At 50.4% G+C, this 21171-nt stretch carries 31 protein-coding genes; 25 read left to right on the plus strand and 6 right to left on the minus strand.

Features of this window, described 5'->3' with window-relative positions:
* Positions 1-381: 381 nt before the first annotated feature.
* From EO763_RS16610 to EO763_RS16620, 3 genes are read right to left on the minus strand one after another with little or no spacing between them, the layout of a single operon-like run.
* The gene (locus EO763_RS16610) at positions 382-1377 is read right to left on the minus strand and encodes a GTP pyrophosphokinase (RefSeq protein WP_161529610.1); all 996 of its coding nucleotides are present in this window, start codon (positions 1375-1377) and stop codon (positions 382-384) included.
* Positions 1374-2411: a site-specific integrase gene (locus tag EO763_RS16615; RefSeq protein ID WP_161529611.1), complete on the minus strand. Its 1038-nt coding sequence runs from the start codon at positions 2409-2411 to the stop codon at positions 1374-1376. The genes EO763_RS16610 and EO763_RS16615 overlap by 4 nt, the downstream gene beginning before the upstream one ends.
* An 18-nt stretch (positions 2412-2429) precedes the next feature.
* Entirely contained in the window at positions 2430-3293 is an 864-nt protein-coding gene (locus EO763_RS16620; protein ID WP_161529612.1) for a helix-turn-helix domain-containing protein, read from the minus strand.
* 118 nt (positions 3294-3411) lie between these two features.
* Between EO763_RS16620 and EO763_RS16625 the strand changes: the two genes are divergently transcribed.
* Together EO763_RS16625 and EO763_RS16630 are read left to right on the plus strand one after the other, a co-directional pair.
* Positions 3412-3636 (plus strand): hypothetical protein, encoded by a 225-nt coding sequence (locus tag EO763_RS16625; RefSeq protein ID WP_161529613.1) that lies wholly within the window; start codon positions 3412-3414, stop codon positions 3634-3636.
* 38 nt (positions 3637-3674) lie between these two features.
* Positions 3675-4184: a phage regulatory CII family protein gene (locus EO763_RS16630; protein WP_161529614.1), complete on the plus strand. Its 510-nt coding sequence runs from the start codon at positions 3675-3677 to the stop codon at positions 4182-4184.
* 224 nt (positions 4185-4408) lie between these two features.
* Here the strand turns inward: EO763_RS16630 and EO763_RS16635 are convergent, their stop codons facing one another.
* Positions 4409-4660: a hypothetical protein gene (locus EO763_RS16635; RefSeq protein WP_039491335.1), complete on the minus strand. Its 252-nt coding sequence runs from the start codon at positions 4658-4660 to the stop codon at positions 4409-4411.
* 132 nt (positions 4661-4792) lie between these two features.
* Between EO763_RS16635 and EO763_RS23315 the strand changes: the two genes are divergently transcribed.
* The 12 genes from EO763_RS23315 to EO763_RS16690 all read left to right on the plus strand — a co-directional run bounded on the left by EO763_RS23315 (position 4793) and on the right by EO763_RS16690 (position 12581).
* Complete coding sequence (locus EO763_RS23315) at positions 4793-4969, plus strand: hypothetical protein (protein ID WP_165708442.1); 177 nt, start codon at positions 4793-4795, stop codon at positions 4967-4969.
* Positions 4966-5466: a replication protein B gene (locus tag EO763_RS16640; protein ID WP_161529615.1), complete on the plus strand. Its 501-nt coding sequence runs from the start codon at positions 4966-4968 to the stop codon at positions 5464-5466. The genes EO763_RS23315 and EO763_RS16640 overlap by 4 nt, the downstream gene beginning before the upstream one ends.
* A 62-nt stretch (positions 5467-5528) precedes the next feature.
* On the plus strand, positions 5529-5777 hold the full coding sequence (locus EO763_RS16645; RefSeq protein WP_161529616.1) for a DUF2732 family protein: 249 nt from the start codon (positions 5529-5531) through the stop codon (positions 5775-5777).
* Positions 5777-6082 (plus strand): DUF5405 family protein, encoded by a 306-nt coding sequence (locus EO763_RS16650; protein WP_161529617.1) that lies wholly within the window; start codon positions 5777-5779, stop codon positions 6080-6082. Before EO763_RS16645 ends, EO763_RS16650 begins: the two co-directional genes overlap by 1 nt.
* 2 nt (positions 6083-6084) lie before the next feature.
* Positions 6085-6510 (plus strand): Lar family restriction alleviation protein, encoded by a 426-nt coding sequence (locus EO763_RS16655; protein WP_161529618.1) that lies wholly within the window; start codon positions 6085-6087, stop codon positions 6508-6510.
* Entirely contained in the window at positions 6507-6791 is a 285-nt protein-coding gene (locus EO763_RS16660) for a hypothetical protein (protein WP_167521827.1), read from the plus strand. The genes EO763_RS16655 and EO763_RS16660 overlap by 4 nt, the downstream gene beginning before the upstream one ends.
* The gene (locus EO763_RS16665) at positions 6788-7537 is read left to right on the plus strand and encodes a hypothetical protein (RefSeq protein ID WP_039491325.1); all 750 of its coding nucleotides are present in this window, start codon (positions 6788-6790) and stop codon (positions 7535-7537) included. Before EO763_RS16660 ends, EO763_RS16665 begins: the two co-directional genes overlap by 4 nt.
* Positions 7534-9792, plus strand: a complete 2259-nt coding sequence (locus EO763_RS16670) for a replication endonuclease (RefSeq protein WP_244322007.1) — start codon at positions 7534-7536, stop codon at positions 9790-9792. Before EO763_RS16665 ends, EO763_RS16670 begins: the two co-directional genes overlap by 4 nt.
* Positions 9785-10138: a hypothetical protein gene (locus EO763_RS16675; RefSeq protein ID WP_161529619.1), complete on the plus strand. Its 354-nt coding sequence runs from the start codon at positions 9785-9787 to the stop codon at positions 10136-10138. Before EO763_RS16670 ends, EO763_RS16675 begins: the two co-directional genes overlap by 8 nt.
* 192 nt (positions 10139-10330) lie before the next feature.
* A complete protein-coding gene (locus tag EO763_RS16680) occupies positions 10331-10669 on the plus strand; it encodes a hypothetical protein (RefSeq protein ID WP_161529620.1) in 339 nt (112 codons plus the stop codon).
* Positions 10670-10827: 158 nt separating this feature from the next.
* Positions 10828-11049 carry a 3-isopropylmalate dehydratase small subunit gene (locus EO763_RS16685; RefSeq protein ID WP_044208969.1) on the plus strand — a complete coding sequence of 74 codons (222 nt, stop codon included), beginning with the start codon at positions 10828-10830 and terminating at the stop codon, positions 11047-11049.
* Between the two features lie 278 nt (positions 11050-11327).
* Positions 11328-12581: an ATP-binding protein gene (locus tag EO763_RS16690; RefSeq protein WP_161529621.1), complete on the plus strand. Its 1254-nt coding sequence runs from the start codon at positions 11328-11330 to the stop codon at positions 12579-12581.
* 34 nt (positions 12582-12615) lie between these two features.
* Here the strand turns inward: EO763_RS16690 and EO763_RS16695 are convergent, their stop codons facing one another.
* A complete protein-coding gene (locus tag EO763_RS16695; RefSeq protein ID WP_161529622.1) occupies positions 12616-13629 on the minus strand; it encodes a phage portal protein in 1014 nt (337 codons plus the stop codon).
* Positions 13626-15395, minus strand: a complete 1770-nt coding sequence (locus tag EO763_RS16700; protein WP_161529623.1) for a terminase ATPase subunit family protein — start codon at positions 15393-15395, stop codon at positions 13626-13628. The genes EO763_RS16695 and EO763_RS16700 overlap by 4 nt, the downstream gene beginning before the upstream one ends.
* Before the next feature lie 139 nt (positions 15396-15534).
* Between EO763_RS16700 and EO763_RS16705 the strand changes: the two genes are divergently transcribed.
* The 11 genes from EO763_RS16705 (at position 15535) to EO763_RS16750 (ending at position 21157) form a co-directional block, all read left to right on the plus strand.
* Positions 15535-16389, plus strand: coding sequence for a GPO family capsid scaffolding protein (locus EO763_RS16705; RefSeq protein ID WP_161530425.1), 855 nt, complete (start codon positions 15535-15537; stop codon positions 16387-16389).
* Positions 16390-16439: 50 nt separating this feature from the next.
* Entirely contained in the window at positions 16440-17567 is a 1128-nt protein-coding gene (locus EO763_RS16710) for a phage major capsid protein, P2 family (RefSeq protein ID WP_161529624.1), read from the plus strand.
* 3 nt (positions 17568-17570) lie between these two features.
* Complete coding sequence (locus tag EO763_RS16715; RefSeq protein WP_161529625.1) at positions 17571-18230, plus strand: phage terminase small subunit; 660 nt, start codon at positions 17571-17573, stop codon at positions 18228-18230.
* A 91-nt stretch (positions 18231-18321) separates the two neighbouring features.
* On the plus strand, positions 18322-18825 hold the full coding sequence (locus tag EO763_RS16720; RefSeq protein WP_161529626.1) for a head completion/stabilization protein: 504 nt from the start codon (positions 18322-18324) through the stop codon (positions 18823-18825).
* The gene (locus tag EO763_RS16725) at positions 18825-19028 is read left to right on the plus strand and encodes a tail protein X (protein ID WP_161529627.1); all 204 of its coding nucleotides are present in this window, start codon (positions 18825-18827) and stop codon (positions 19026-19028) included. Before EO763_RS16720 ends, EO763_RS16725 begins: the two co-directional genes overlap by 1 nt.
* Entirely contained in the window at positions 19019-19237 is a 219-nt protein-coding gene (locus EO763_RS16730) for an HP1 family phage holin (RefSeq protein ID WP_039537277.1), read from the plus strand. The genes EO763_RS16725 and EO763_RS16730 overlap by 10 nt, the downstream gene beginning before the upstream one ends.
* Positions 19221-19730, plus strand: coding sequence for a lysozyme (locus tag EO763_RS16735; RefSeq protein ID WP_161529628.1), 510 nt, complete (start codon positions 19221-19223; stop codon positions 19728-19730). Before EO763_RS16730 ends, EO763_RS16735 begins: the two co-directional genes overlap by 17 nt.
* Positions 19727-20170: an Rz-like lysis system protein LysB gene (gene lysB / locus EO763_RS16740; protein ID WP_161529629.1), complete on the plus strand. Its 444-nt coding sequence runs from the start codon at positions 19727-19729 to the stop codon at positions 20168-20170. Before EO763_RS16735 ends, lysB begins: the two co-directional genes overlap by 4 nt.
* The gene (gene lysC / locus EO763_RS23670) at positions 20055-20297 is read left to right on the plus strand and encodes an Rz1-like lysis system protein LysC (protein WP_244322099.1); all 243 of its coding nucleotides are present in this window, start codon (positions 20055-20057) and stop codon (positions 20295-20297) included. The genes lysB and lysC overlap by 116 nt, the downstream gene beginning before the upstream one ends.
* Positions 20260-20715, plus strand: a complete 456-nt coding sequence (locus EO763_RS16745) for a phage tail protein (RefSeq protein ID WP_161529630.1) — start codon at positions 20260-20262, stop codon at positions 20713-20715. The genes lysC and EO763_RS16745 overlap by 38 nt, the downstream gene beginning before the upstream one ends.
* Complete coding sequence (locus EO763_RS16750) at positions 20708-21157, plus strand: phage virion morphogenesis protein (RefSeq protein ID WP_161529631.1); 450 nt, start codon at positions 20708-20710, stop codon at positions 21155-21157. Before EO763_RS16745 ends, EO763_RS16750 begins: the two co-directional genes overlap by 8 nt.
* Positions 21158-21171: the final 14 nt, after the last annotated feature.

Genomic DNA, 21171 nt, shown 5'->3' on the forward strand with positions numbered 1-21171 from the left:
AAACAATAATGATGGCACCAGGGAAAGCGAAGCCCACCAAAATGGTGGGCTTTTTACTACCAACACGGCCCATCATTTAGACCCGAGCCTTAAGCAAAGCCCTCATTCCAGAAAGAGAACTACCACACAACCATGCTCTATGGACATTTTGCGGCCATCCAGCATAAAAAAAGGGGCTTAGCCTTTGGCTAAACCCCTTATTAATAACAACTTTCGGATGTTGCGAAAGCGCTATCTTAGTTAAGACGCTCTTATGAATAGCTATTGATAAATATAGATATTTTTTTAAAAACAGTTAGTTATGTGTATCTCTGGTGCAACCGAGTGTAGCCTAAAACATGCTGCGTGGACAGATTGTGGACATCAACATGGCCAATCATCTCACTGTCTATTTTTTATCAGATTACGGTATTTTTCTGTTATAACCTGCAACTCATTATCAGATGACCTGTTCCAGCGACTATAGAAATAGTCATCACATGTCAGATCTAAAACTGTTCGACAGAAGCCTTCCACAGCCCACATTGGTAATTTAGACTCACCAGAATAACCTGCTTCGTCACTTTCCAACTTGTCAATATATGGCAAACACTCTTGAATTCTTTTTTCAAAATCTCCAATATTATTATCATATTTTTTAATTTCGTTTAAAACTTTCGGAAGATTTTCTTTTGTTGTTTCTCTGTTAGGTGAATATTTAGAAACTAAAAAAATAAGATTATCAGAGTTCAATGGTTCATTATCATGAGCAACATATTTATTTTTTGATATTTTATCCTGATATTGTAATTTATTTTCTTTTATTTGATCAAACTTTTCATCTGCCAACTCGATTAATGCACTCAACATGCTTAAATTTCTTTTAATCTCTCGAGGAGCGTCATCTTCTTGTTTATATAACAGTTTATGACTTATTGCGGCCCATGTATGCATCAACATAGTCCTAATTTGAATTTCTGCCTTTAAATTTTCTAACCCTCTTGCTGTTGGGTATTTCAACCATTCAGCATTAAATTTAACAATGAAATGTCTCGATGAATACCCAAACCGATCTACATCTATTTCCAATTGTTTATCTGAACCAGATATGACTGGAAACTCTTTTCTTATTATACTTTCTATTTTATTTAAATCTGACTCATAATAACAAATTATTCTTATTCCACACAAATCTTCAATATCATCAACCGAAGGATTTACATAGGTTTTACGAGATACTTTAGATATTATTGATTCTTTTTCTTTAATTCTTCCTTCGATCGAGAATATTTCGACTGAGTGAGTATCTAAAAGGTCCTTCATGATATCACTCAAGTGATTTTTTAATTTATCGTAGAGAGGTCGTATATTGTCATACTCATCTAAAAAATTAGTCATTTTGTCAACCACTCATCATATTTTGATATCGGATTAAATAATCTAGCTTCTTCTAAATGATCTGGCGAAAAGTGAGCATACCTCATAGTTTCACGAATATTGGCGTGCCCCAAGATGCGCTGAAGCACTAAAATATTACCCCCATTCATCATAAAATGAGAAGCAAATGTATGTCGCAAAACGTGCGTTTTTTGTCCTTCAGGTAAAATGATGTTTGTCCTCGCCAGCACCTTCTTAAAGATCTGGTAACAGGGTTTGAACATACGCCCCTGTCTTGTTGCTAATTCATCGTGCAACCACTGCGAGATCGGCACCGTTCTGTTCTTCTTCCCCTTGGTTTTGAAGAAGGTAACTTTACAGGGAGACAACTGAGAACGAGTTAGATTTTCCGCTTCACTCCAACGTGCGCCGGTAGACAAGCACACTTTCACAATCCACGCTAAATCCTGATTGCCGTAGGCGTCACATGCCCCCAGTAATTCGTGTATTTGTGGATGAGTCAACCACGACATTTCGCGGTCTTCTTCTTTGAAAACGCGGATACCATCCAAAGGGTTCGGTAGCGTCCACTCCCCTAACCTTTTCAGCTCACTGAATACCGCAGTCAGGTACTGTAGTTCACGGTTGACCGTGATCGGCTTCACCGCCCAACGCTCAGGGTTTTCGTGGTATCCATTGCTGATTTCACCCCGTAGTCGTTTATCACGATAGTGCGCAAAATCTTTAGCGGTGAAACGCGAAGCAACAGGATCGCCCAGACCATCACAGACGATTTTTAGCTTTCCCATGCGGGACTCTATCGCCGTGAGGGATTGGCCGTGTAAGTGATACCAGAGATCGATAACTTCACTAAGACGGCGGCGATCTTCTTTCTCTCCTAACCACGGCTTTTCACTGGCTTCATTTAGCGTAAATTGTTCGAATGCAACCGCTTCGCCTTTGGTCTGAAAGGTTTTACGAACGCGCTTACTGTCGCGCCCGTTAATACGAAAATCCGCGCGCCATTCCCCTGACGGGAGTTTAGTTACAGCCATAACGTTAATGCCTGCTATTTAAATATGTTTTTCCAACGTTAAGAAAACTAAACCGACAGGTTTAACGTCACTGACATCACAATCAAACTGCGCAGAGGTGCTGCTTACTTTGATCTTGTTCCCCGGCAACCGAGCAATATCACAAACATCAATAGCCCCGTCTAAATCAACGAACCAACGCCCATTGCTAAGGGTTTTTGCGTCTCTATCGATTACCCAAGAATTTTTAGTGCCATCCACAAACGCGGGAGAGGATACAGAAACAGGGATAAGAGCTTTATCACACGCCCATGAGCCAACGGATTTTAACTCGCCAGACAAGAGCTGGTATTTAGGGATATCCGTTACGTTCTCATTCGCTGGTAGAGAGAACGCCGCTTCACCTTTCATATCCCCCTGCCCTGTTACCAACCACCGGAGCGAAACCCCCGTTTCCAGAGCACAGGCCACAACGATATCGCCGGGGAAAAAATTACGGCGAACCCATGAACTGATCGTACCGGATGACAGATTGAACCGATCGCCAAGGTCTTTCTGCAACTCAAAGCCGTAAGCGTCCAGCATGCGTCTGAGGATAGGTTTTCCACCGGCTGTTAACACTTCATCATAAAGGCTTTTCCCTGATAGACCTTTGAGCCTGTCTTTTAAACCCTCAAAACTTAAATTTTTAAGTTCCCCAGTTAACAACCATTGCAGATCTGCACCTGTATCAATAGCACAGGTAAGAATGGCGCTGCTGGGAACACTGTTTCTCTGCATCCAGTTACTTACATTACCGGGATGAATGTTCATCTTCTCCGCTAAAGCCTTTTGGGAAGAGACATTATAAGAGGCATAGAGCCTCTCCAGCACTTCTTCAGCATTCAAAGTTTCATCGATCATAAGGCGTCCCAAAACCAAAAGACTTTACACAAACCAAATGATGTTTTAGAGTGCCTCTCACAGAGACAAAAATGCACGCCAATGCACTAAAACAACAACCAACTGGAGATATTGATTTATGACTCCGCAAATTGCAATCCCATCAGGCAAAGATGTCATGTCATATGACGAGTTTGCCGAAACCTACGGCTACAGTTTGCGAACTGTTAAGCAGATGGTTGCCGATGGTGATCTGCTGATCATGCCTCGAAAAAAAGAAGGCAGCGCAGCCCGCATCAACATGGTGGCCTTTCGGGCACGGTTACTACAGCAAGGCATCAATTGCCGTTACGTCGCCGCGTAAGTTGAACTTAATTATTTAAGTTAACAGGAATGATGGCTATGTTTGATTACCAAATGACTAAACAACCGCACTTCAACAATGCTTGCCGGGCATTCGCTAACAAGCAGAATTTGGCCGATGTGGCCGAACGCATCGGCATGAATGCGCAAATGTTGCGTAACAAACTGAATCCAGACCAGCCGCACAAGCTGACCTGTGACGAATTAATGACCCTCACCGATGTAACCGAAGACGCCACGCTGATCGATGGGCTTTTGGCACAGCTTAATTGTCTGCCAGCCGTGCCAGTCAACGAGGCTAAGGCAGAACGACTAACCACGTATGTATTGCAGGCAACCGCCGCAGTGGGCGCGGTCGCTGCTGAAAGCGTATCAGATGAGCGAATGACGCCAGCGCGTCGGCATAACGTGATCGAGCGTATCAACGCGGGTGTGCGTTATTTGTCGCTGGTCGGCTTAACGTTACAGACGCGTATTCAAGCTAACCCCGCGTTAGCGTCAACCGTAGATGCACTGAGCGGTATTAGTGCGTCGTTGAATATTGGGTAACAGCATGTATTCGGGCACACGCTTTATTTTTGAGAGTGTGGGGAAGGAAGTTTGTATAGATGGGGATGATGTCGCGTTTTTTTATCCATCTATTGCAGATGACGGTAGTCATTTTTTGACTACAAAGAGCGGCAGAACATTCCGGGCTAAAAACGTCAGGGAAATCGTTACACAAGGGCGAGAGTCATTTAGCTCTTTAACTACGGTCTGCCGCTAGAGATTAATCAGCGTGTAAATCTGTCAATCAGGCTTTGGATTGTATGAAGGTAGGTTTCACGCTGATCGCTTTGAGGAGGATATTGGTTAAGTTCTTTGCGAATAGTCTCGGTGAGTTGAGTGTAGTCACCCTGAGCAAGGTTCAAGACCTGAGAAAGTAGCCCAGTGATAACAATGTTTTGGAGGTTAATTTTATCTTGCAGTGTATCTATTTGGTTTTCAAGGAATTGGATTTTTTCGTATTCAGCGTCATTAAGCATGGGGTCAGTCCATCGAGAAAGTCAAAAAACATTAGCGGTTAATCATATAGCCATATGTGGCCTTTGTTAAATACCCGGCACCTATTCGCAACCGTCTATCCGTGGGCGGTTACCAATAGGAAGGAGGAAACCATGCAAGCACCGATATCAATCGCGCCGTTCCTCTGGTGGCACCAGACGGAGACAAAGCCCGATTTTACGATTACCAAAGGCAAAGGCCGTCAGGGGATCATCATCCGTACCCGCTCGGCAAATTATGCCCAGAGGGTTATCCGTTCTATCAAGTCAGTGATACGGGGGAACGCATGACAGCCTTTACTGTCAGCAGTATGCAGAACTTACCCGCCGGGCTGCGCAACGTGATCGGCAAACACTTTGCCGATAGCCGCTGGCGTGAAACCTGTGCCTATTACAACAGCCTGCATGAGCGTGACCGTTTGACCATCTGCTTTCATGCGCAGATGAAAAAGAGCCAGACAGTTTACCGTCTTGACGAAATGCCAACCGCAGAGCGTGAGCGGATTGTTTGCGCGATTGATGAACTGCGCCGGGCTTTCTCAAAAGGTCGCATCCGTGGTGTGAATACGTCAACGTTTCTGAGCTGGTTAAGCGTCAGCGAAAAACGGACGTTATTTTTCCATGCCGGATTATCTGAGAATGAATTTAATCAGCCCTATTGGCGGATTGATGATATTTCATGTCCGTGGCGGAATAAAATATCACATGCATTAAATGAGCTATTCAGCTTATTTGACGCTGCTCCCGACATTCTGACGGCAATTAAACCCGAAGAATATCTGAATTAAATAACCACCTGAAATTAATTAGGCGCTTAACCGCGTCGGGACTCCCTTTATCTGAGGATTATATGCACATGTATAAAACAGTCGGTCAGGCGATGCATCGCAAGGCTGAAAGCGAGGGCATTCAGTTAATGCTTTCTCAGGCACGCACCGAGGCGAAAGCCGATGCACACACGTCTTTTTCTTCACGTCTGGATAAGCTGGCGACTCATGCCGCTATCCACGAATTAAGCAGTGTGGAAATTATCGAATTATTACGGCAGGAATCCGCAGCCTTTAATAATTCCGGGTCAGATATTAGGGCGGTGATGTAATGGAAAACCCCGCTTATAACCGCGTCGATATTAACGGCAATTATGCAATAGCTAAAGTTGGCTATGACTTTGCGCTGGGCGAAGTTAAATGCGGAAAAGAAGACGGCGATCAGCCTTATTTATCCACGCTGGCCGTTTATCAGAATCCCGTCAGCCTCATTAACGATTTTGTGCATCGTGCTATCGCCACCGAAATCTGGCGCGGCAATGTCACCGATTCAAAGAAGCTGCTGACAGAAAGCAAACGCTTTGCGGCGCTGTGCCAGTCAGCCTTTGACCAGTTAAACAGCGATAAGGTGGAGTAATTATGCAGTCTATTGATTGGAACGAAATTTCACGCCGCGGGCTTTTAGTCCGCATAAATAACGAAATTATGCACCCCATCGGGCTTGCCATATTTCGTGATCCAGATAGTGGTGTTTCTGGAGGCGCATTAGTCGCTGATGATGGTGTTTGGCAGTACGAACAGAACTTTTTAGTATCGGTAGCAGCCAGCGCAAGCCAGCTCAAATTGCTGCCTTGCCCGTTCTGCGGTTCAGAAGCACATTTTGACTCGGTCAGTGAACATCTCATGTCCGATGAACGGGTTTACGCCCCCGCATGTACCGAATGCACATGCGAACTAATGAACGGTCCGGTAAGAAACTACGCGGGGTCAGGCTGGTACAAAACTAAAGAAGCCGCCGCTACAGATTGGAATTGCCGACGAGTAGCGCAAGGTGGTGCAGCATGAGTCCTCGCATTATGCCCGCCGGGCTTGTTCGTCCCAATTGCCCACCGTCTCCGCCGTCTCCATACCTTAAGGCGATAGGGTTAGCAAACCAAGCGCGTGCATTAGCACAAGAGATTGCCGCGCAGGGGCGAGAAAAAACCGATTTAACTGAACTGGTACTCAGCGAAATTAGTGATTTTTTTGCAGGTATCGGCCAGCCCGGCGCACCAGTGACGCCCGAAGAAATGCAGGCCGTATTAATGGCGCGTGTCAGGGCGGTAATGGAGGCCGGAAGCCTGTGATTCATTTTCACGGTGGGCCGATTACCCCCGATACGTGTGCAATTAAGGCATGGCGTGCGCGCCATGCTTTTATTTCTTTTGCTAACCCAGCTCAAATAGGTCTAGCCAGTGAAATAACACAATCCTTTGCCATCGATAATGGTGCGTTTACATTCTGGAAATCAGGCAGAGAGATTGATTGGTCGGCGTATTATGAATTTATTAGTAAGTGGAAAAATCATCCCCGTTTCGCATTCGCAATCATCCCTGATGTTATTGGCGGTGGTGCCTGTGAAAATGATCGGCTAATTGAATCGTGGCCGCATGGTTCTATTGTCGGCGTCCCTGTCTGGCATATGAATGAAAGTGAGCAGCGATTCATTGAATTATGTAAATCATTCCCTCGCGTGGCTATCGGATCATGTGGTGAATATGACGTGAGAAAACCCGCTAAAGCGTTGATGAAATTGCGTGATGTCATTCGGCATGTTGTTGATGAGAACGGTTATCCAATATGTAAATTACACGGTCTGAGAATGCTAAATCGAGCGGTGTTTACACGCATTCCGTTAGCATCGGCAGACAGTACGAATATAGCGCGCAATATTGGCATCGATAAAAACTGGAAAGGTTCATATTCTCCAGCCAGTAAAGAAACTCGTGCTCATGTTTTGGCTGAACGTATTGAGTCATATAACAGCGCGTCCTCCCTCAACTACTGCGAAGAAAAAGACCGCTTTCAACCGCAACTGGCTTTTGAGCTATGAGCCCGGAGATTCAAAAGCCAGCCGAATGGGCGCATTCGTGGAACGCTCCCCGCCCGGCCATCGTACCGGAAGAAAGACAGCTTACCCGTGAGGAATGGACTCAGGGGCAAGCCGTTTTAGCGAAAATTAACCAGCAACCGCATTTCCTACGCGAAATCTGCCTGAATCGTTACGCGTACCTGAAAAAAAATAAAGGGATGCTGAGCGCTAATCGTTTTCTGACTAACAGCTTTATGCAGCGCATGTGGCCGCGTATCGATGCAATCAATACCCGCCATGCCATGAATCGCCACGCCTCCGAGCGTTTCCTGTCTGAATCTGACGCCTATCAAACGTTGCCCGGCATGAATGACAAAGCGCTGGGGCGTCTGGCTGCGCGTATTTCCGGCCAGATATTTTCAGCGTATGAGGAAATGAGCGATGCCATGAAAGAGGAGCACGGCGGCCAGCCTGATGATCTCTTTACCGATGCAGCACAGGCCGAGCTTTTCGGCCATGTCGCCAGCATGGCGCGTGCGTTCAATATCACCCCACTTTTCTGGAAGAGCTACCGCAAAGGTACGCTGGATATACGCAAGGCGATAGCCAGCGTTTCCCGCCTGATTAATGAGGAATGGTGGGTTCGTCAGCTTAAAGCCCAGCGCACCCGCTGGCGTGAAGCGCTGAATATTGCCGTCGGTCAGGTCAGTAAGAAAGCGTCACCCTATGCCAGCAAGATGGCGATCCGCGATGTACAGGCGCGTCGCCTTGCCAACATGGATTACCTGAAAAACTGTGAGCTTGAGAACGTCGCAACAGGCGAACGTATCGACCTGATCGATAAAGTGATGGCGAGTATTTCTAACCCTGAAATCCGCCGTATGGAGCTGATGAGCACTATCGCCGGGATTGAGCGTTACGCCAGCGAACAGCGAGACGTCGGGATGTTTATCACTATTACTACCCCGTCGAAATATCACCCGACCCGCGTGATCGGTAAGGGCGAAAACGAGAAAGTCCAGTTTAACCGGAGCTGGGACGGTGAAGCGTTTACGCCGAAAGACGGCCAGCGCTATCTGGTAAAAATTTGGAGCAAGATGCGCACGGCATTTAAAGACGCAGACCTGAAGGTTTACGGGATGCGCGTTGTCGAGCCGCATCACGACGGGACCCCCCACTGGCACATGATGCTGTTTTGCAAGCGCGCATATCGCCAGTCAGTCATCGATATTATGCGCCGCTACGCCCTGAAAGAAGATGGCGACGAGCGCGGCGCAGCTAAGTACCGCTTTGAATGTAAACACCTAAATAAGGGCGGCGCGGCTGGCTATATCGCAAAATATATCAGTAAAAACATTGATGGCTACGCGCTCGACGGTCAACTGGATAGCGAAACCGGAAAGCCGTTGCGTGATATGGCCGCCGCAGTCACAGCGTGGGCGTCAACGTGGCGCATCCCTCAATTTAAGGCTATCGGCATCCCCACAATGGGCGCGTACCGTGAATGCCGAAGTAGCCCATTGCGTACCGTCAATCTCACTGACCAGTTCGATGAGCAAGTCGAAGCCGTTCGTTGTGCCGCCGATGCTGGCGACTTTGCCACATACATGACAGCGCAGGGCGGCGCGAATGTTTCCCGCGAACTGCAAACGGTGCGTGTTGCGCGCCGGGTGTCGGACACGCTCAACGAGTATGACGAAGAAGTGCAACGGGTTGTCGGGATTTTCGCCCCGCATTTGGGTGCCGGTCATGTTTTTGAAACCCGGACAACCGAGTGGCGCATCGTTTCTAAAGCCGTTGACCTTGAGCCTTTGACTTTAAAAAGCGCCCCCGGCGCGCCTCGGAGTCCTGTCAATAACTGTGGGTTGGGTTCTCAACGGTCGGGCGCAGATGTCAAAAAGAAGGCTGAAAACAGCGGCATAGCGGCGACATCAGAAACCGACAACCCAGCGATTGACTGGAGTGACGACGCGGCTGTGAGGGCGCTAGGAATGCGTCTGCGTGAACAATCCGTCAGGAAAAACCATAAGCAACGCGACTTTAACCCCAATACCCTCCGCGATCCGTCACCGTCGGCCAGATTGACGGGCGAGGAACGGGAGCGGATACCCCGTATCCAGCGTGATTTATCCCAGCGTGGTATCAGCGTTCAACGCTGGGAGCTGGAAGCGCTGGCGCGTGGGGCAAAGATGAAGATTGACGGCGAACTTATTTCATACCCGGCGGCTGATGAGTGGCCGGGATTTAGTAATCAGATGGAGATAGTAAATGAATAAAATCAATGAATTAATCAAACAGATGGGTGAGTTAGCCGAAGAGATACTGGAGTTGCAAGCGGAAGGACGTGGTGGGAGTGACTTAATACATCTGTATGACCGCGCAGATAGCGTATTCAGTGCTGAGAACGTCAAGGCGCTACTTCAAAACAACGATGCTCTAATCGCCACGATTGAAATGCAAGACCAGAAGATTCAAAAGCTAGAGGTGCGGTCAATCAGCTTGCCGCGATTGCCTGTTCTCGGTAGCGATGCGGAGTGGTATCAGGGGTTTGCTGCCGGGGCGCGTTCTATGCGGAAAGATTGTATAGGGGCAATAAACGCCGCAGGCATAAGGGCAAAATAATGCATCAGTTAACGCGAGAAGTTCCTAAATTTACGTTGCGCCACCTGAAATTAGCTGGGGTAATTCAACGCTTACAGGACATCATGGTTAACGAAAATATTACACCAGATGAGCTGGTTAGTTGTTCTGAGGCGGTCAGAGATAGCCAGAGGCGAATAGATTTCGTTTTGCAGAGAAAAAACGGGGGAAATAATGTCTAAATCCCCCGCAGACCGTAAAGCCGCACAGCGCGCACGTCAGCGTGATGCTGGCGTGGTGAAGGTCGAGATTCATGTTGATGCGCAAGAGCTGGAGATGCTTAAGCGCAACTGCGCCCTTCGTCGTCCAGGGCGCGATCCGTATGATATCGACGAGTACCTGACCACGTTAATTCGTCAGGATGCTGCTGCCCTACAGCAAAAAATAGCCGTTCTGAATAAGCGTAACTGCCAGAAATGCGGAGAGAAATTACCCGTCGCTAAGTGTTGCCTGTCCGGTGCGTCTGAGTGCTGGAACACGCAGGGCTGGCATGATTTAAAGTTAATTCTGTGACGTGTCACGGCGTGAAATGTTTAAGTGACATGTCACGCCGCATTAATCGCGCTGAACACATAACCAATCAGTCACCCGTAGCACACTAAGTGATTGACGAAAATTTCAATATGTAAAATACTGTATACGCATACAGTAAAATAAGGAAATGGCACCCCTTGGAAAACACGGAACACATACAAGCCGTTTTGTCGCGGGTTCAGTTAATCGCAGACATATCGTTAGTGGCTCAGTGCGATGTAGACGAATTAAAAACCGCGATGTCAATCATTGCGGATTTAGCGAACGGCACGATAGAAACCAGAGAATATCGGCAGATTACTGATAAGTCGGAACTGGTCGAATACCTGAAAAAACGATTAGAGGAAGCCGTCTTCTAGCAATGCATGCATAACCCGCATGATTTTGCATGATGATCTACTGCTAATTTATCCCCGTTAACGCCACGGCTGGCGCGGATCGCGCTGGATCGTGCGAGTGCATGAAAAGCGACACACAAAGCGGGCAGGCGTGGCGGGGATAGCATTGCGCGCGAAGCGCTTAGCTGTATGTTATACAGTTAAAAATACCTGGTTGTACTGATTTGAAGCATAGTGGTAACCTTCGCGATAGAAACTCTAGTATTACCTTGGCCTCATTTAACCAATGGACTAAAGAAATGAAATATCGGTCATCAAAAGTTTTCGTACCGGGAGGCATGCCTCAACTAACATACATTGAAAGAACCGAAGGCGAAATTAGAAAACGTCTTGAGGGCGTTAAAGATAATCTTTGTAAATTGGTTACCCTAACCGGGCAAACTAAATCAGGAAAAACAGTTCTAACTCAAATGGTATTTCCAAGTATTGATGAAAATAACATTTGGATTGAAGGCGGTAGTGTTAACGACGAAAATGATTTGTGGGCACAAGTCCTAGTTGCTATTAATGCTTGGCAAAGTAGCGAATTCGTTGTGACTGATACGGCAACGACAAATATACAAGGTAAGGCATCAGCATCTGCAAGTGCCTTGGTAGTTAAAGGATCTGGAGAAATTAGCGTTTCACAAAGTGATGGAAACGGTTCAAGTACTAAAGAGAGCAGAAGTGTTTCAGCAAAAACAGCCGCATTAAAAGCACTTCAACAATCAGGAAAAAGTTTGGTCATTGATGACTTCCATTATTTACCAAGAGAATTACAAGGTAATTTCGTTAGGGCTATAAAACCATTGGTCTTCCATGGAATATCTATAATATTAATAGCAATTCCTCATCGCCGTTATGATGCTATAAAAGTCGAAAGAGAAATAACAGGGAGATTGGAAAATATTCAGATCCCTTATTGGTCTATGAGTGAATTGAGGCAAATAGCAGAAAAAGGTTTCCCTCTTTTGAATATGGCTGTCGATGATTCTGTCATGGACAGGCTTTGTAGTGAAGCGCTTGGCAGTCCCCACCTTATGCAGGAATTTTGTAGAGCGTTGTGTCAGGTCTATGGTGTACTTGAGACATCTGACAATATAGTCCCTGTCAAAAAAATTGACGATACCCTCTTCAAAAAAGTAGCTGAAGCCACTGGTAAAACCGTATTTGATAAGTTAGCTACAGGACCTCGTCAACGCTCTGACCGTATGGCCCGAGGATTAAAGAATGGGGAGCGAGTAGATATTTATAAAGTAGTGCTTTATGCATTATCTAGAATGAAACCTGGAATGGAAACGATTCAATATGAATCTTTGCGCGGAGCAATAAGAGAAATTGTTGCCGATGCACCGCCTCAGGCCCATGAGGTAACAAGGGTTCTTGAAAAAATGAGTGAAATTGCTTCAAGTGATGAAGCCTCAACCCCAGTTATCGATTGGGAGAAAGAAGAGCAAAAATTACATATCACTGATCCATTTTTTGCCTTTTACCTAAAATGGCGTGATCAATAAAAAACCGGCCAATATTGGCCGGTAAAAATCACGACTAATCAAGCTCGTAAGGGCTAAATTTTATAACATCAAATCCAACCCAAATATTCACCTCCTTCATCCGTTCCTGTAACGGCGTCAGCTCGTTCCTGACAAACACCTGACTCGCCTTTTCCACATCCCCAAACCCGCCCGTATTATTCGGGATAATCCCCATCATCTGCGGTGGCACGCGGTGTGCGCTGAGCAGATCGTCACGGCTGGCGTTTTTGATGTTAAAGAAGTCGTCTTTGGTCGCCACCTCGCTTAACGGCACTATCTTGATGCCATCCGGCTTGCCGTTGGGTGCGTAGAAAAACAGGTTCTTAAAATTCCCCAGCCCCTTTGTATTACTCATCGCGGCGCGCAACTTGTCTACGTCAGTGCCACTTTGTGCCGCATCGGTCACATACATGATGTAACCCGCGTGTGCACCGTTCTGGTAATACTTACGCCGGAACAGCGTCGCCGACTCATTCAGCCACGCCGAGTTCAACGAGCTGATATATTCCGGCAGGCCGTACATTTCCTGATTGATATCCGGCTCCAGCAGATGGAACACGCTACCCGGTTCAAAGCGGTGCGGCTCTTTGAATGACTGCACGAACCAGTAAACATCCTCCTCTACGCCGCGCCGGGTATATTTGGCCGGACTAGACTCAAGCCGTAATAAGCCCCCTACCCGATTCAGGCGCTTTTCCAGAAATGCATTCCCAAACACCAGATAGTCGAGCACGAAGCGGCTAAAGTCCTGCTGACTTAGTAGCGGGTGCGGAATAAACGTGCTTACCAGAATGTTACGTTTCACGTAAATCGGTGAGCTGTGATGAACGGCAGCGCGCAGGCTTTTAGCCAGACCGCTAAAGCTGATCGGCGGCTCAATCCACTTGCCGTTATGGATACACTCGGCATAGTCCAAAATGTCGCGGCGATCCAGAACGGCGGACGGCTCACCAAAAGTAAACGCCTCCATTGGCTGTGCCTGGGTGACGGGTGCTGATGTTAGCTGGCGATATTTACGCTTTTTCATTCGTTAAAATCCAAAATGCTGACAGGGACATGACCGTTAATCGCGGTCAGGGGTTCGTTTAACAGCGCGTGCATGGTTGCCCATGCCACATCGGCGTGGCTGATTTCTTCGCTGCGGCTGGCTTCATAGGTGGTGCGGTTACCGCTGGCCGTCATGGTTTTGCGTATGGCCATGAACGATTGGGTGATGTCGGTGTGGCTGGTGTCGTACTCCAGCCGCCCGCTGGTGATGGTGTCTTTCGCCTTGAGCACCATCGCGGTTTTAATTTCCGGTGAGTATTTGATTTCGCGTGCGGCCGGGAAGAAGCCGCGCACAAGCTGGTAAACGCCCTGACCGATGCCCGTTGCATCAATGCCGATGTATTCGACGATGTATTTTTCCGTCAGCAACTTGATAGCTTCGGCCTGTGCGGCAAAGTCCATGCCTTTCCACTGGAAGCGCTCAAGGATGCGGAATTTACCGCCCGGTGCCTGCGGCGGTGCCAGTACCACACAGCCCGCGCTGTCACCTGTGTGTGACGGGTCGTAACCAATCCAGACAGGTTTGTAGGCAAACGGCCGCAGCGCGTAGGGGTTAAAGTCCTCCCACTCTTCCAGCGCATCGACCATGCAGCGCTGTAATTCCTCAAACGGGAACACCGACGCCTTATCGTCGACAAACTCACACATCAGCAGGTTTTGATACTCCGCCGGGCTGTATTCCAGCGTGAGCTGGTCGAGGTCAAACAGGTTACAGCCCCCGGCCAGCGCATCTTCTACCGTCACAATCTGCCGCCACTGTCCATCACCGCACAGCACGCCGCCGGACAAATTCGCGTGGCTTAAATCCAGATGGAGGTGATCGGCCTTGTTGCTGCGTCCCTTGTTGAACAGCTCACCCGACCAGAACGGGTAAGCACTGTGCGCCAGACTCGACGGTGTGGAGAAATACGTGCTGCGCCATTTCTTGTGCAGTGACATGCCGCTGGCGACCTTGCGCAGCTCCTGAAACTTGGGGATCCAGAAATATTCATCCAGATACAGGTTTCCGGTGTAGCTCTGCGCGGTGCGAATGTTGGTGCCGAGGAAGAACAGGCGCGCCCCGTTGGGCAGCACCATCGGATCGCCTTTCAGGTCAACATCGACCAGCCGGGCAAAGTCGATGATGTAATTTTTAAAGACGTGTGCCTGCGCCTTACTCGCTGACAGGAAAATCTGATTACGCCCGGTGGTCAGCGCATCAATCAGCGCCTCACGCGCAAAATAGAACGTCGCCCCAATCTGACGCGATTTCAGGATATTGCGGATACGGTGTTGTAGCCCGGCCTGATGCCAGCCGCGCTGGTATTCGAAAATCTCACTCAGGAAAATGTCGTTCAGCTTCTCGATGGCCGACTCGCTGAATAGATTTTTTTCCGGTGCCTTGCGTTCACCCTTGTTGCGGTTGCGAACGTTGGGATTGAGATCGGCCTCGTTGCCCGTCTGGCTGTAGCGGTTCACCCGCGCCAGCCGCTCAATCTGACGGCCTAACAGGTCGATTTCTTTGTAGTCATGCCCCTCCTTTTTCGTCTTCATGATGAGCTGAATCAACCGTGCCTCAAGGCTGGCTTCCACACGCGATACCGGGGCGATAGCGTCCCAGCCGTCGCGCTGCTTCCAGCTCTGAACGGTCGGCGTTTTCTGGTTCAGCATTTCCCCAATCTGACGCACCGAAAAGCCCTGCCAATAGAGCAAGGCCGCCTGTCGCCGTGGGTCGCTGATGATGGTGGTATCGATGGCTGTATTCATGACGGCAAGGTTACGTCCGCGCCGCCCCTCACCGCCTTAACCCCTTGTTGTGCAAGCGCTTAGCAAACCATGACTAATGGAATGGCATGCCGTCACGCCGGATACTCGCCCCGACTTCCCGCAAACAACGGATGAGAAAATGGCAAAGAAAATTTCTAAGTGGTTCCGCGTCGGTGTTGAAGGTGACACCTGCGATGGTCGCATCATTGATGCGAACGATATTCAACAGATGGGCGAGGGATTTGATCCGCGTGTCTACGGTTGCCGCATCAACATTGAACACGTGAAAGGCTTGCTGCCCGATAGTCCCTTCCGGCGCTACGGCGATGTGGTCGAGCTGAAAGCCGAGAAGATTGAAGATGACTCGGTGCTTAACGGCAAGCTGGCGCTGTTCGCCAAAATCACCCCGACAGATGAACTGGTGGCAATGAATAAAGCCAGTCAGAAAATCTATACCTCCATGGAGATCCAGCCCAATTTTGCCAACACAGGCAAAACCTATCTGGTCGGTCTGGCGGTCACTGATGACCCGGCCAGCCTCGGCACGGAAATGCTGGAGTTCAGCGCCAAAGCCAAACACAACCCGCTGGCAACCCGTAAATCGTCCCCGGAAAACCTCTTTTCTGTCGCCACCGAAGTGACGCTGGAGTTTGAAGATCTGCCGGACGTGGAGCCGACACTGTTGTCACGCATCAAAACCCTACTGAGCCGAAAACAGTCCAGCGATGACACCCGTTTTACTGATGTGCATGAAGCCGTGGCCGAAGTGGCCGGACAGGTGCAGACCAATGCCGACAACGTGGAGCAGCGCTTTACCCAACTTGAGCAGCGCCAGCAGCAGGACGTTGCCACGCTGACGCAGAAGCTGAGCGCCAGTGAGCAGCAGTTAACCGACCTCAAAGCGACGCTGGACGGCACCGAAAGCCTGTCGCAGAAGCGACGCCCCCCGGCGACAGGTGGCGACGGTGAAGCCTCGTTGCTGACCAACTGCTAACCGGGGTGTAGCCCCCTCGCCCCCCTTTTTCAGAAAGAACAGGAAAAACAATGCGTAAAGAAACCCGTTTTAAATTTAATGCCTACATGACCCAGCTTGCTGCGCTGAATGGTGTTGAGGTGGAAACCCTGAGCAAGAAATTCAGCGTTGAGCCGTCCGTCACGCAGGCGCTGATGGAAGTTGTGCAAGAGTCGTCCGACTTCCTGACCCGTATCAACATCGTGCCGGTTGCCGAGCTGACCGGGGAAAAAATCGGCCTCGGCGTGTCCGGGTCAGTTGCCAGCACCACGGACACCTCAAGCGGTGACGAGCGCGAAACTGCCGATCTACTGAGTCTTGAGGCGCGTCAGTACAAGTGCGAACAGATGAATTTTGATTTCCATATCCGTTACAACACCCTTGACCTGTGGGCGCGTTTTCAGGATTTCCAGTTGCGTTTACGTAACGCCATCGCCAAACGTCAGTCGCTGGATTACATCATGGCCGGATGGCATGGCGTGAAACGTGCGGCGACCTCTGACCGTGCTAAAAACCCGCTGTTGCAGGATGTGGCGGTGGGCTGGCTGCAAAAATACCGTAACGAATCAGCCAAGCGCGTGATGGGGCGTGTTGTCGCGGAGGATGGCACCGTGATTTCCGAGCAAATCCGTGTCGGTGAGAACGGCGATTATGAAAGCCTCGACGCGCTGGTGATGGATGCGACCAACACCATGATCGACGAATGGCATCAGGAAGACCCCGACTTGGTGGTGATTTGTGGCCGTCAGTTGCTGTCTGATAAATATTTCCCACTGGTCAACAAACAGCAGGAAAACAGCGAAATACTGGCCGCTGATGTGATTGTCAGCCAGAAGCGCATCGGCAATCTGCCTGCGGTGCGTGTGCCGTATTTCCCGGCCAATGCCCTGATGGTGAACCGTCTGGATAACCTGTCCATTTACTACATGGACGATAGCCACCGCCGACACATTGAGGAAGTCGCTAAACGTGACCGTATCGAAAACTACGAATCCATTAAACAGGATTACGTCGTGGAAGATTATGGCTGTGGTTGCGTGATCGAAAACATCCAGCTCGGTAAGTTCCCGAAACCGCCGGAAGCGGAAAAAGCCGCTGAGCCAGCCCCGTCAGGTACTGAAAACCCGACTGAAACCTCAACCGATAACGCCGGAGCCTAAACCATGCTAAGCCCCGCCCAGCGTCACATGATGCGGGTGTCGGCTGCTGAGGCGTCGCAGCGGGAGAATGATCCGCTGCGACAGGCCACCGGATACGAGCAAATGCTGTTCCGGCTTGCGGCTGACAAACGCACGTTAAAACAGGTGCGCTCAATCGAGCGTAAAGCCGAGATGAAAAATGTCTTGCTGCCGGGCTATGCACCGTGGGTGGCGGGTGTCCTCGCCAGCGGTCGCGGCGCACAAGATGCGGTATTGATGACGGTCATGGTCTGGAAGCTCGACGCCGGAGACATCCCCGGTGCGCTGGAGATTGCCCGTTATGCCATTCAGCACAAACTGGTGATGCCGGAGGGATACACCCGCCCGACGCCGTACCTGTTGGCCGAAGATGTAGCCGACGCCGCAACCCGCGCCCATACCGCCGGGCAGACGGTCAACATTGACCTGCTGATCGACACGCTGACGCTCACCGATGCAGAGGACATGCCCGATCAGGTGCGCGCCAAGCTGCACAAAATCATTGGCCTGATACTGCGTAGCGGCAAGCCGGAGCAAGCCCTGTTTCACCTGAAACGCGCCTTTCAGCTTGATAGCCGAAGCGGTGTAAAAAAAGACATAGAGCGGCTGGAAACCGCGCTGCGCAAAGCAGCGGCCAGCCGTTAACCCAACGCGCCCCGCGCCGGGCGGCACACAGGTCGGAACAGCTCACTGTTTTCTGTGCCTGTGTCCACCGCCCACCTATTCAGAGGTTGTCATGACGACAATGATTTTCCCCGCGAAAGCGGAGCCACACCCGGATGCGGTGGTTATCCCTGTGCCTGTAAAACAGGATGCCGTAATCGAAAACACCTTTTTCTGGCCTGCCGTGGAGCCGGGAACGCTGCGCACGCTGATGCGCCTTGAGAACACCGTCACGCCGGAGCGCCTGCGCCATGCGGCATTAACCGCAATTTCAGAGGTTAACGCGGAGCTGTTCGAGTTCCGCCGAGAGCAGATAGCGGCAGGATTCACCACACTGGACGCCGTTCCCGCCGAGCGACTCGACGGCCAGAGCGAGAAACACCATCACTACCTACGCGCCGTCAGCGCCATTACCACGGCGACGCTGTACGAGCGTTACCGGTGCTATGACGCCAGCGCCAAAGGCGACCGCAAAGCCGATGCACTCGACGGCACTATTGATGAACTGTGGCGCGATGCGCGCTGGTCAATCAGTCAGTTGCAGGACAAGCCCCGCTGCATCATCGGGCATATCTGATGAACGTTATCGCCCAACAGGGCGACACGCTGGACGCCCTGTGTTATCGCCACTACGGGCGCACGCAGGGTGCTGTCGAGTCGGTATTAGCCGCCAATCCGGGGTTAGCCGAATACGGGGCGATTCTGCCCCACGGCACCGCCGTCACCCTGCCGGATATTGCCGCCGCCCCTGTCGCAGAAACGGTGAGTTTATGGGATTGAATATGGAAAAAATCACGTCGTTTATCGCGTACTGGATAAGCGTCGCAATGGCCTTTTTTGGTGCCATGACGCCGCAGGATTTCGCGGCCTATTTCGGGGCGCTGGGGGTGGTGTTCACTGTCGGTGTTAACTGGTACTACCGCCGCAAGAGCTACCAGCTATTGAAGACTATCGATCCCCGCGAGGTTATCAATGAAATCACTCGTTAAACGCTGCGTTATCGCCACTGTGTTAGCGCTGGCCGCGTTAGTGCCGGATTTTTCCTTGCTGAAAACGTCACAAGAGGGGCTGGCGCTGATTGCCGACCTTGAGGGATGCCGCTTAAGCCCGTATCAGTGCAGCGCGAACGTGTGGACAAACGGGATCGGACACACCGCAGGCGTGGTGCCGGGAAAAACCATCACCGAGCGTGAGGCGGCGGTTAATCTGGTTGCCGATGTGTTGCGGGTCGAAAAGGCGCTAGCGCGCTGTATGGCCGTTGATATGCCGCAGGCCGTCTATGACGCAATAGTGAGCTTTGCGTTTAATGTCGGCGTCGGTGCGGCGTGCCGATCTACGCTGGCGTTTTTTATCAACAAAGGCCAGTGGCGCAACGCCTGTGACCAGCTATTACGCTGGGTCTATGTCAACGGCCAGATATCACGCGGTATTGAAACCCGTCGCCAGCGTGAGCGCGCCGTATGCCTGAAGGGGGCAGCATGAGCACGTTTACCCGCGTAATCATTGTTGTTGCCGTGTTGTTCCTCGCGCTGTTGTACGTAACTAAGCGGCAACTGTCTGACGCGGAAAAACTGATTAGCGAACAGAGCACAACGCTGGTTAAACAGTCGCTTGAACTGCTGGTCAGGGAGGGGGTGATCGACACGTTGCAGTCCAGCGCGATACGCAATGAACAGGCACAGGCGGAACTCCGCACGAAACTGTCACAGGCCGGGCAACTGGCCGCCGGGCGCGAACGTACACTAACGAGGTTGCTTAATGAAAACGCCGATTTACGCCGCTGGTACAGCGCTAATTTGCCTGACGATCTTAAGCGGCTGCACCACCGCCCCGCCTTTGACAACCCCGACGATTATTTACGTTGGCTGTCCGAAAGTCACCAGTTGCCCGATACCGGGCAGCCGCCCGGAAACGAACGGTGATTTAAGCGCGGATAACCGCCAGTTAGAAGGCGCGCTGGTGAGCTGTGCGCTACAGGTCGAAACCATCAAACACTGTCAGGAGCAACACGATGCTGAAACCCAACAGCCTGCGCAGCGCCTTAAGTGACGCGGTGCCGGTACTGAAAAATAACCCGGATATGCTGCATATCTTTATCGACAGTGGCGCGGTAGTGTCCACGTTGGCCGCGTCGCTGTCGTTTGAGAACCAGTACACGCTGAATCTGGTCATCACGGATTTTACTGACGATATCGACTGGCTACTTGTGCCGATTCAGGCGTGGATACGTGAGAATCAGCCCGATATCGCCCATGAACCTAAGGGCTTTACCTACATCGCCGACATTAACGATAACGGTAGCTGTGATATCAGCATCAGCCTGAAACTCACCGAGCGTGTGATCGTCAGGGAGGTAGATAAAGCGCTGCACGTCACCCACGCGCCAGAGCCGCCGTTACCGCTTCCCGTCACGCGCCCAGATTCCATGTATATCAGCGGCAAGTTAGTGAGTCAGTGGCATGAATGAGCTGAAACCGTTTGACGACAAGCTGGCCGGGCTGCTTGCCAGCCTGTCGGCGTCTGGCCGTCGAAAGCTGGCCGGAACGGTGGCAAAAGCCCTGCGCGGTAGCCAGCAACAGCACATCAAAGCGCAGACCGCACCGGATGGTACGGCCTATGCCCCGCGTAAAGCCCAGCCAATCAAGGGCAAAAAAGGTCGGGTGAAGCGGCAGATGTTCCAGAAACTGCGCACCGCTAAATACCTGAAAGCCAAAGGCACTGCCGATGTGGCCAGCGTGGAATTTATCGGACGGGTGCAGCGTATGGCGCGGGTGCATCACTACGGCCTGCGTGATCGGCCTAGCCGCAACGGTGCTGATGTGCAATACGAGGCAAGGCCGCTGCTGGGGTTTAGCGATCGGGAGATAAAAGAGGTTGAGGGATTACTGATAGAACACCTGAGTCAATGAAATCAGCCCCGCGA

Source organism: Pectobacterium odoriferum (assembly GCF_009931295.1).
Lineage (GTDB): Bacteria > Pseudomonadota > Gammaproteobacteria > Enterobacterales > Enterobacteriaceae > Pectobacterium > Pectobacterium odoriferum.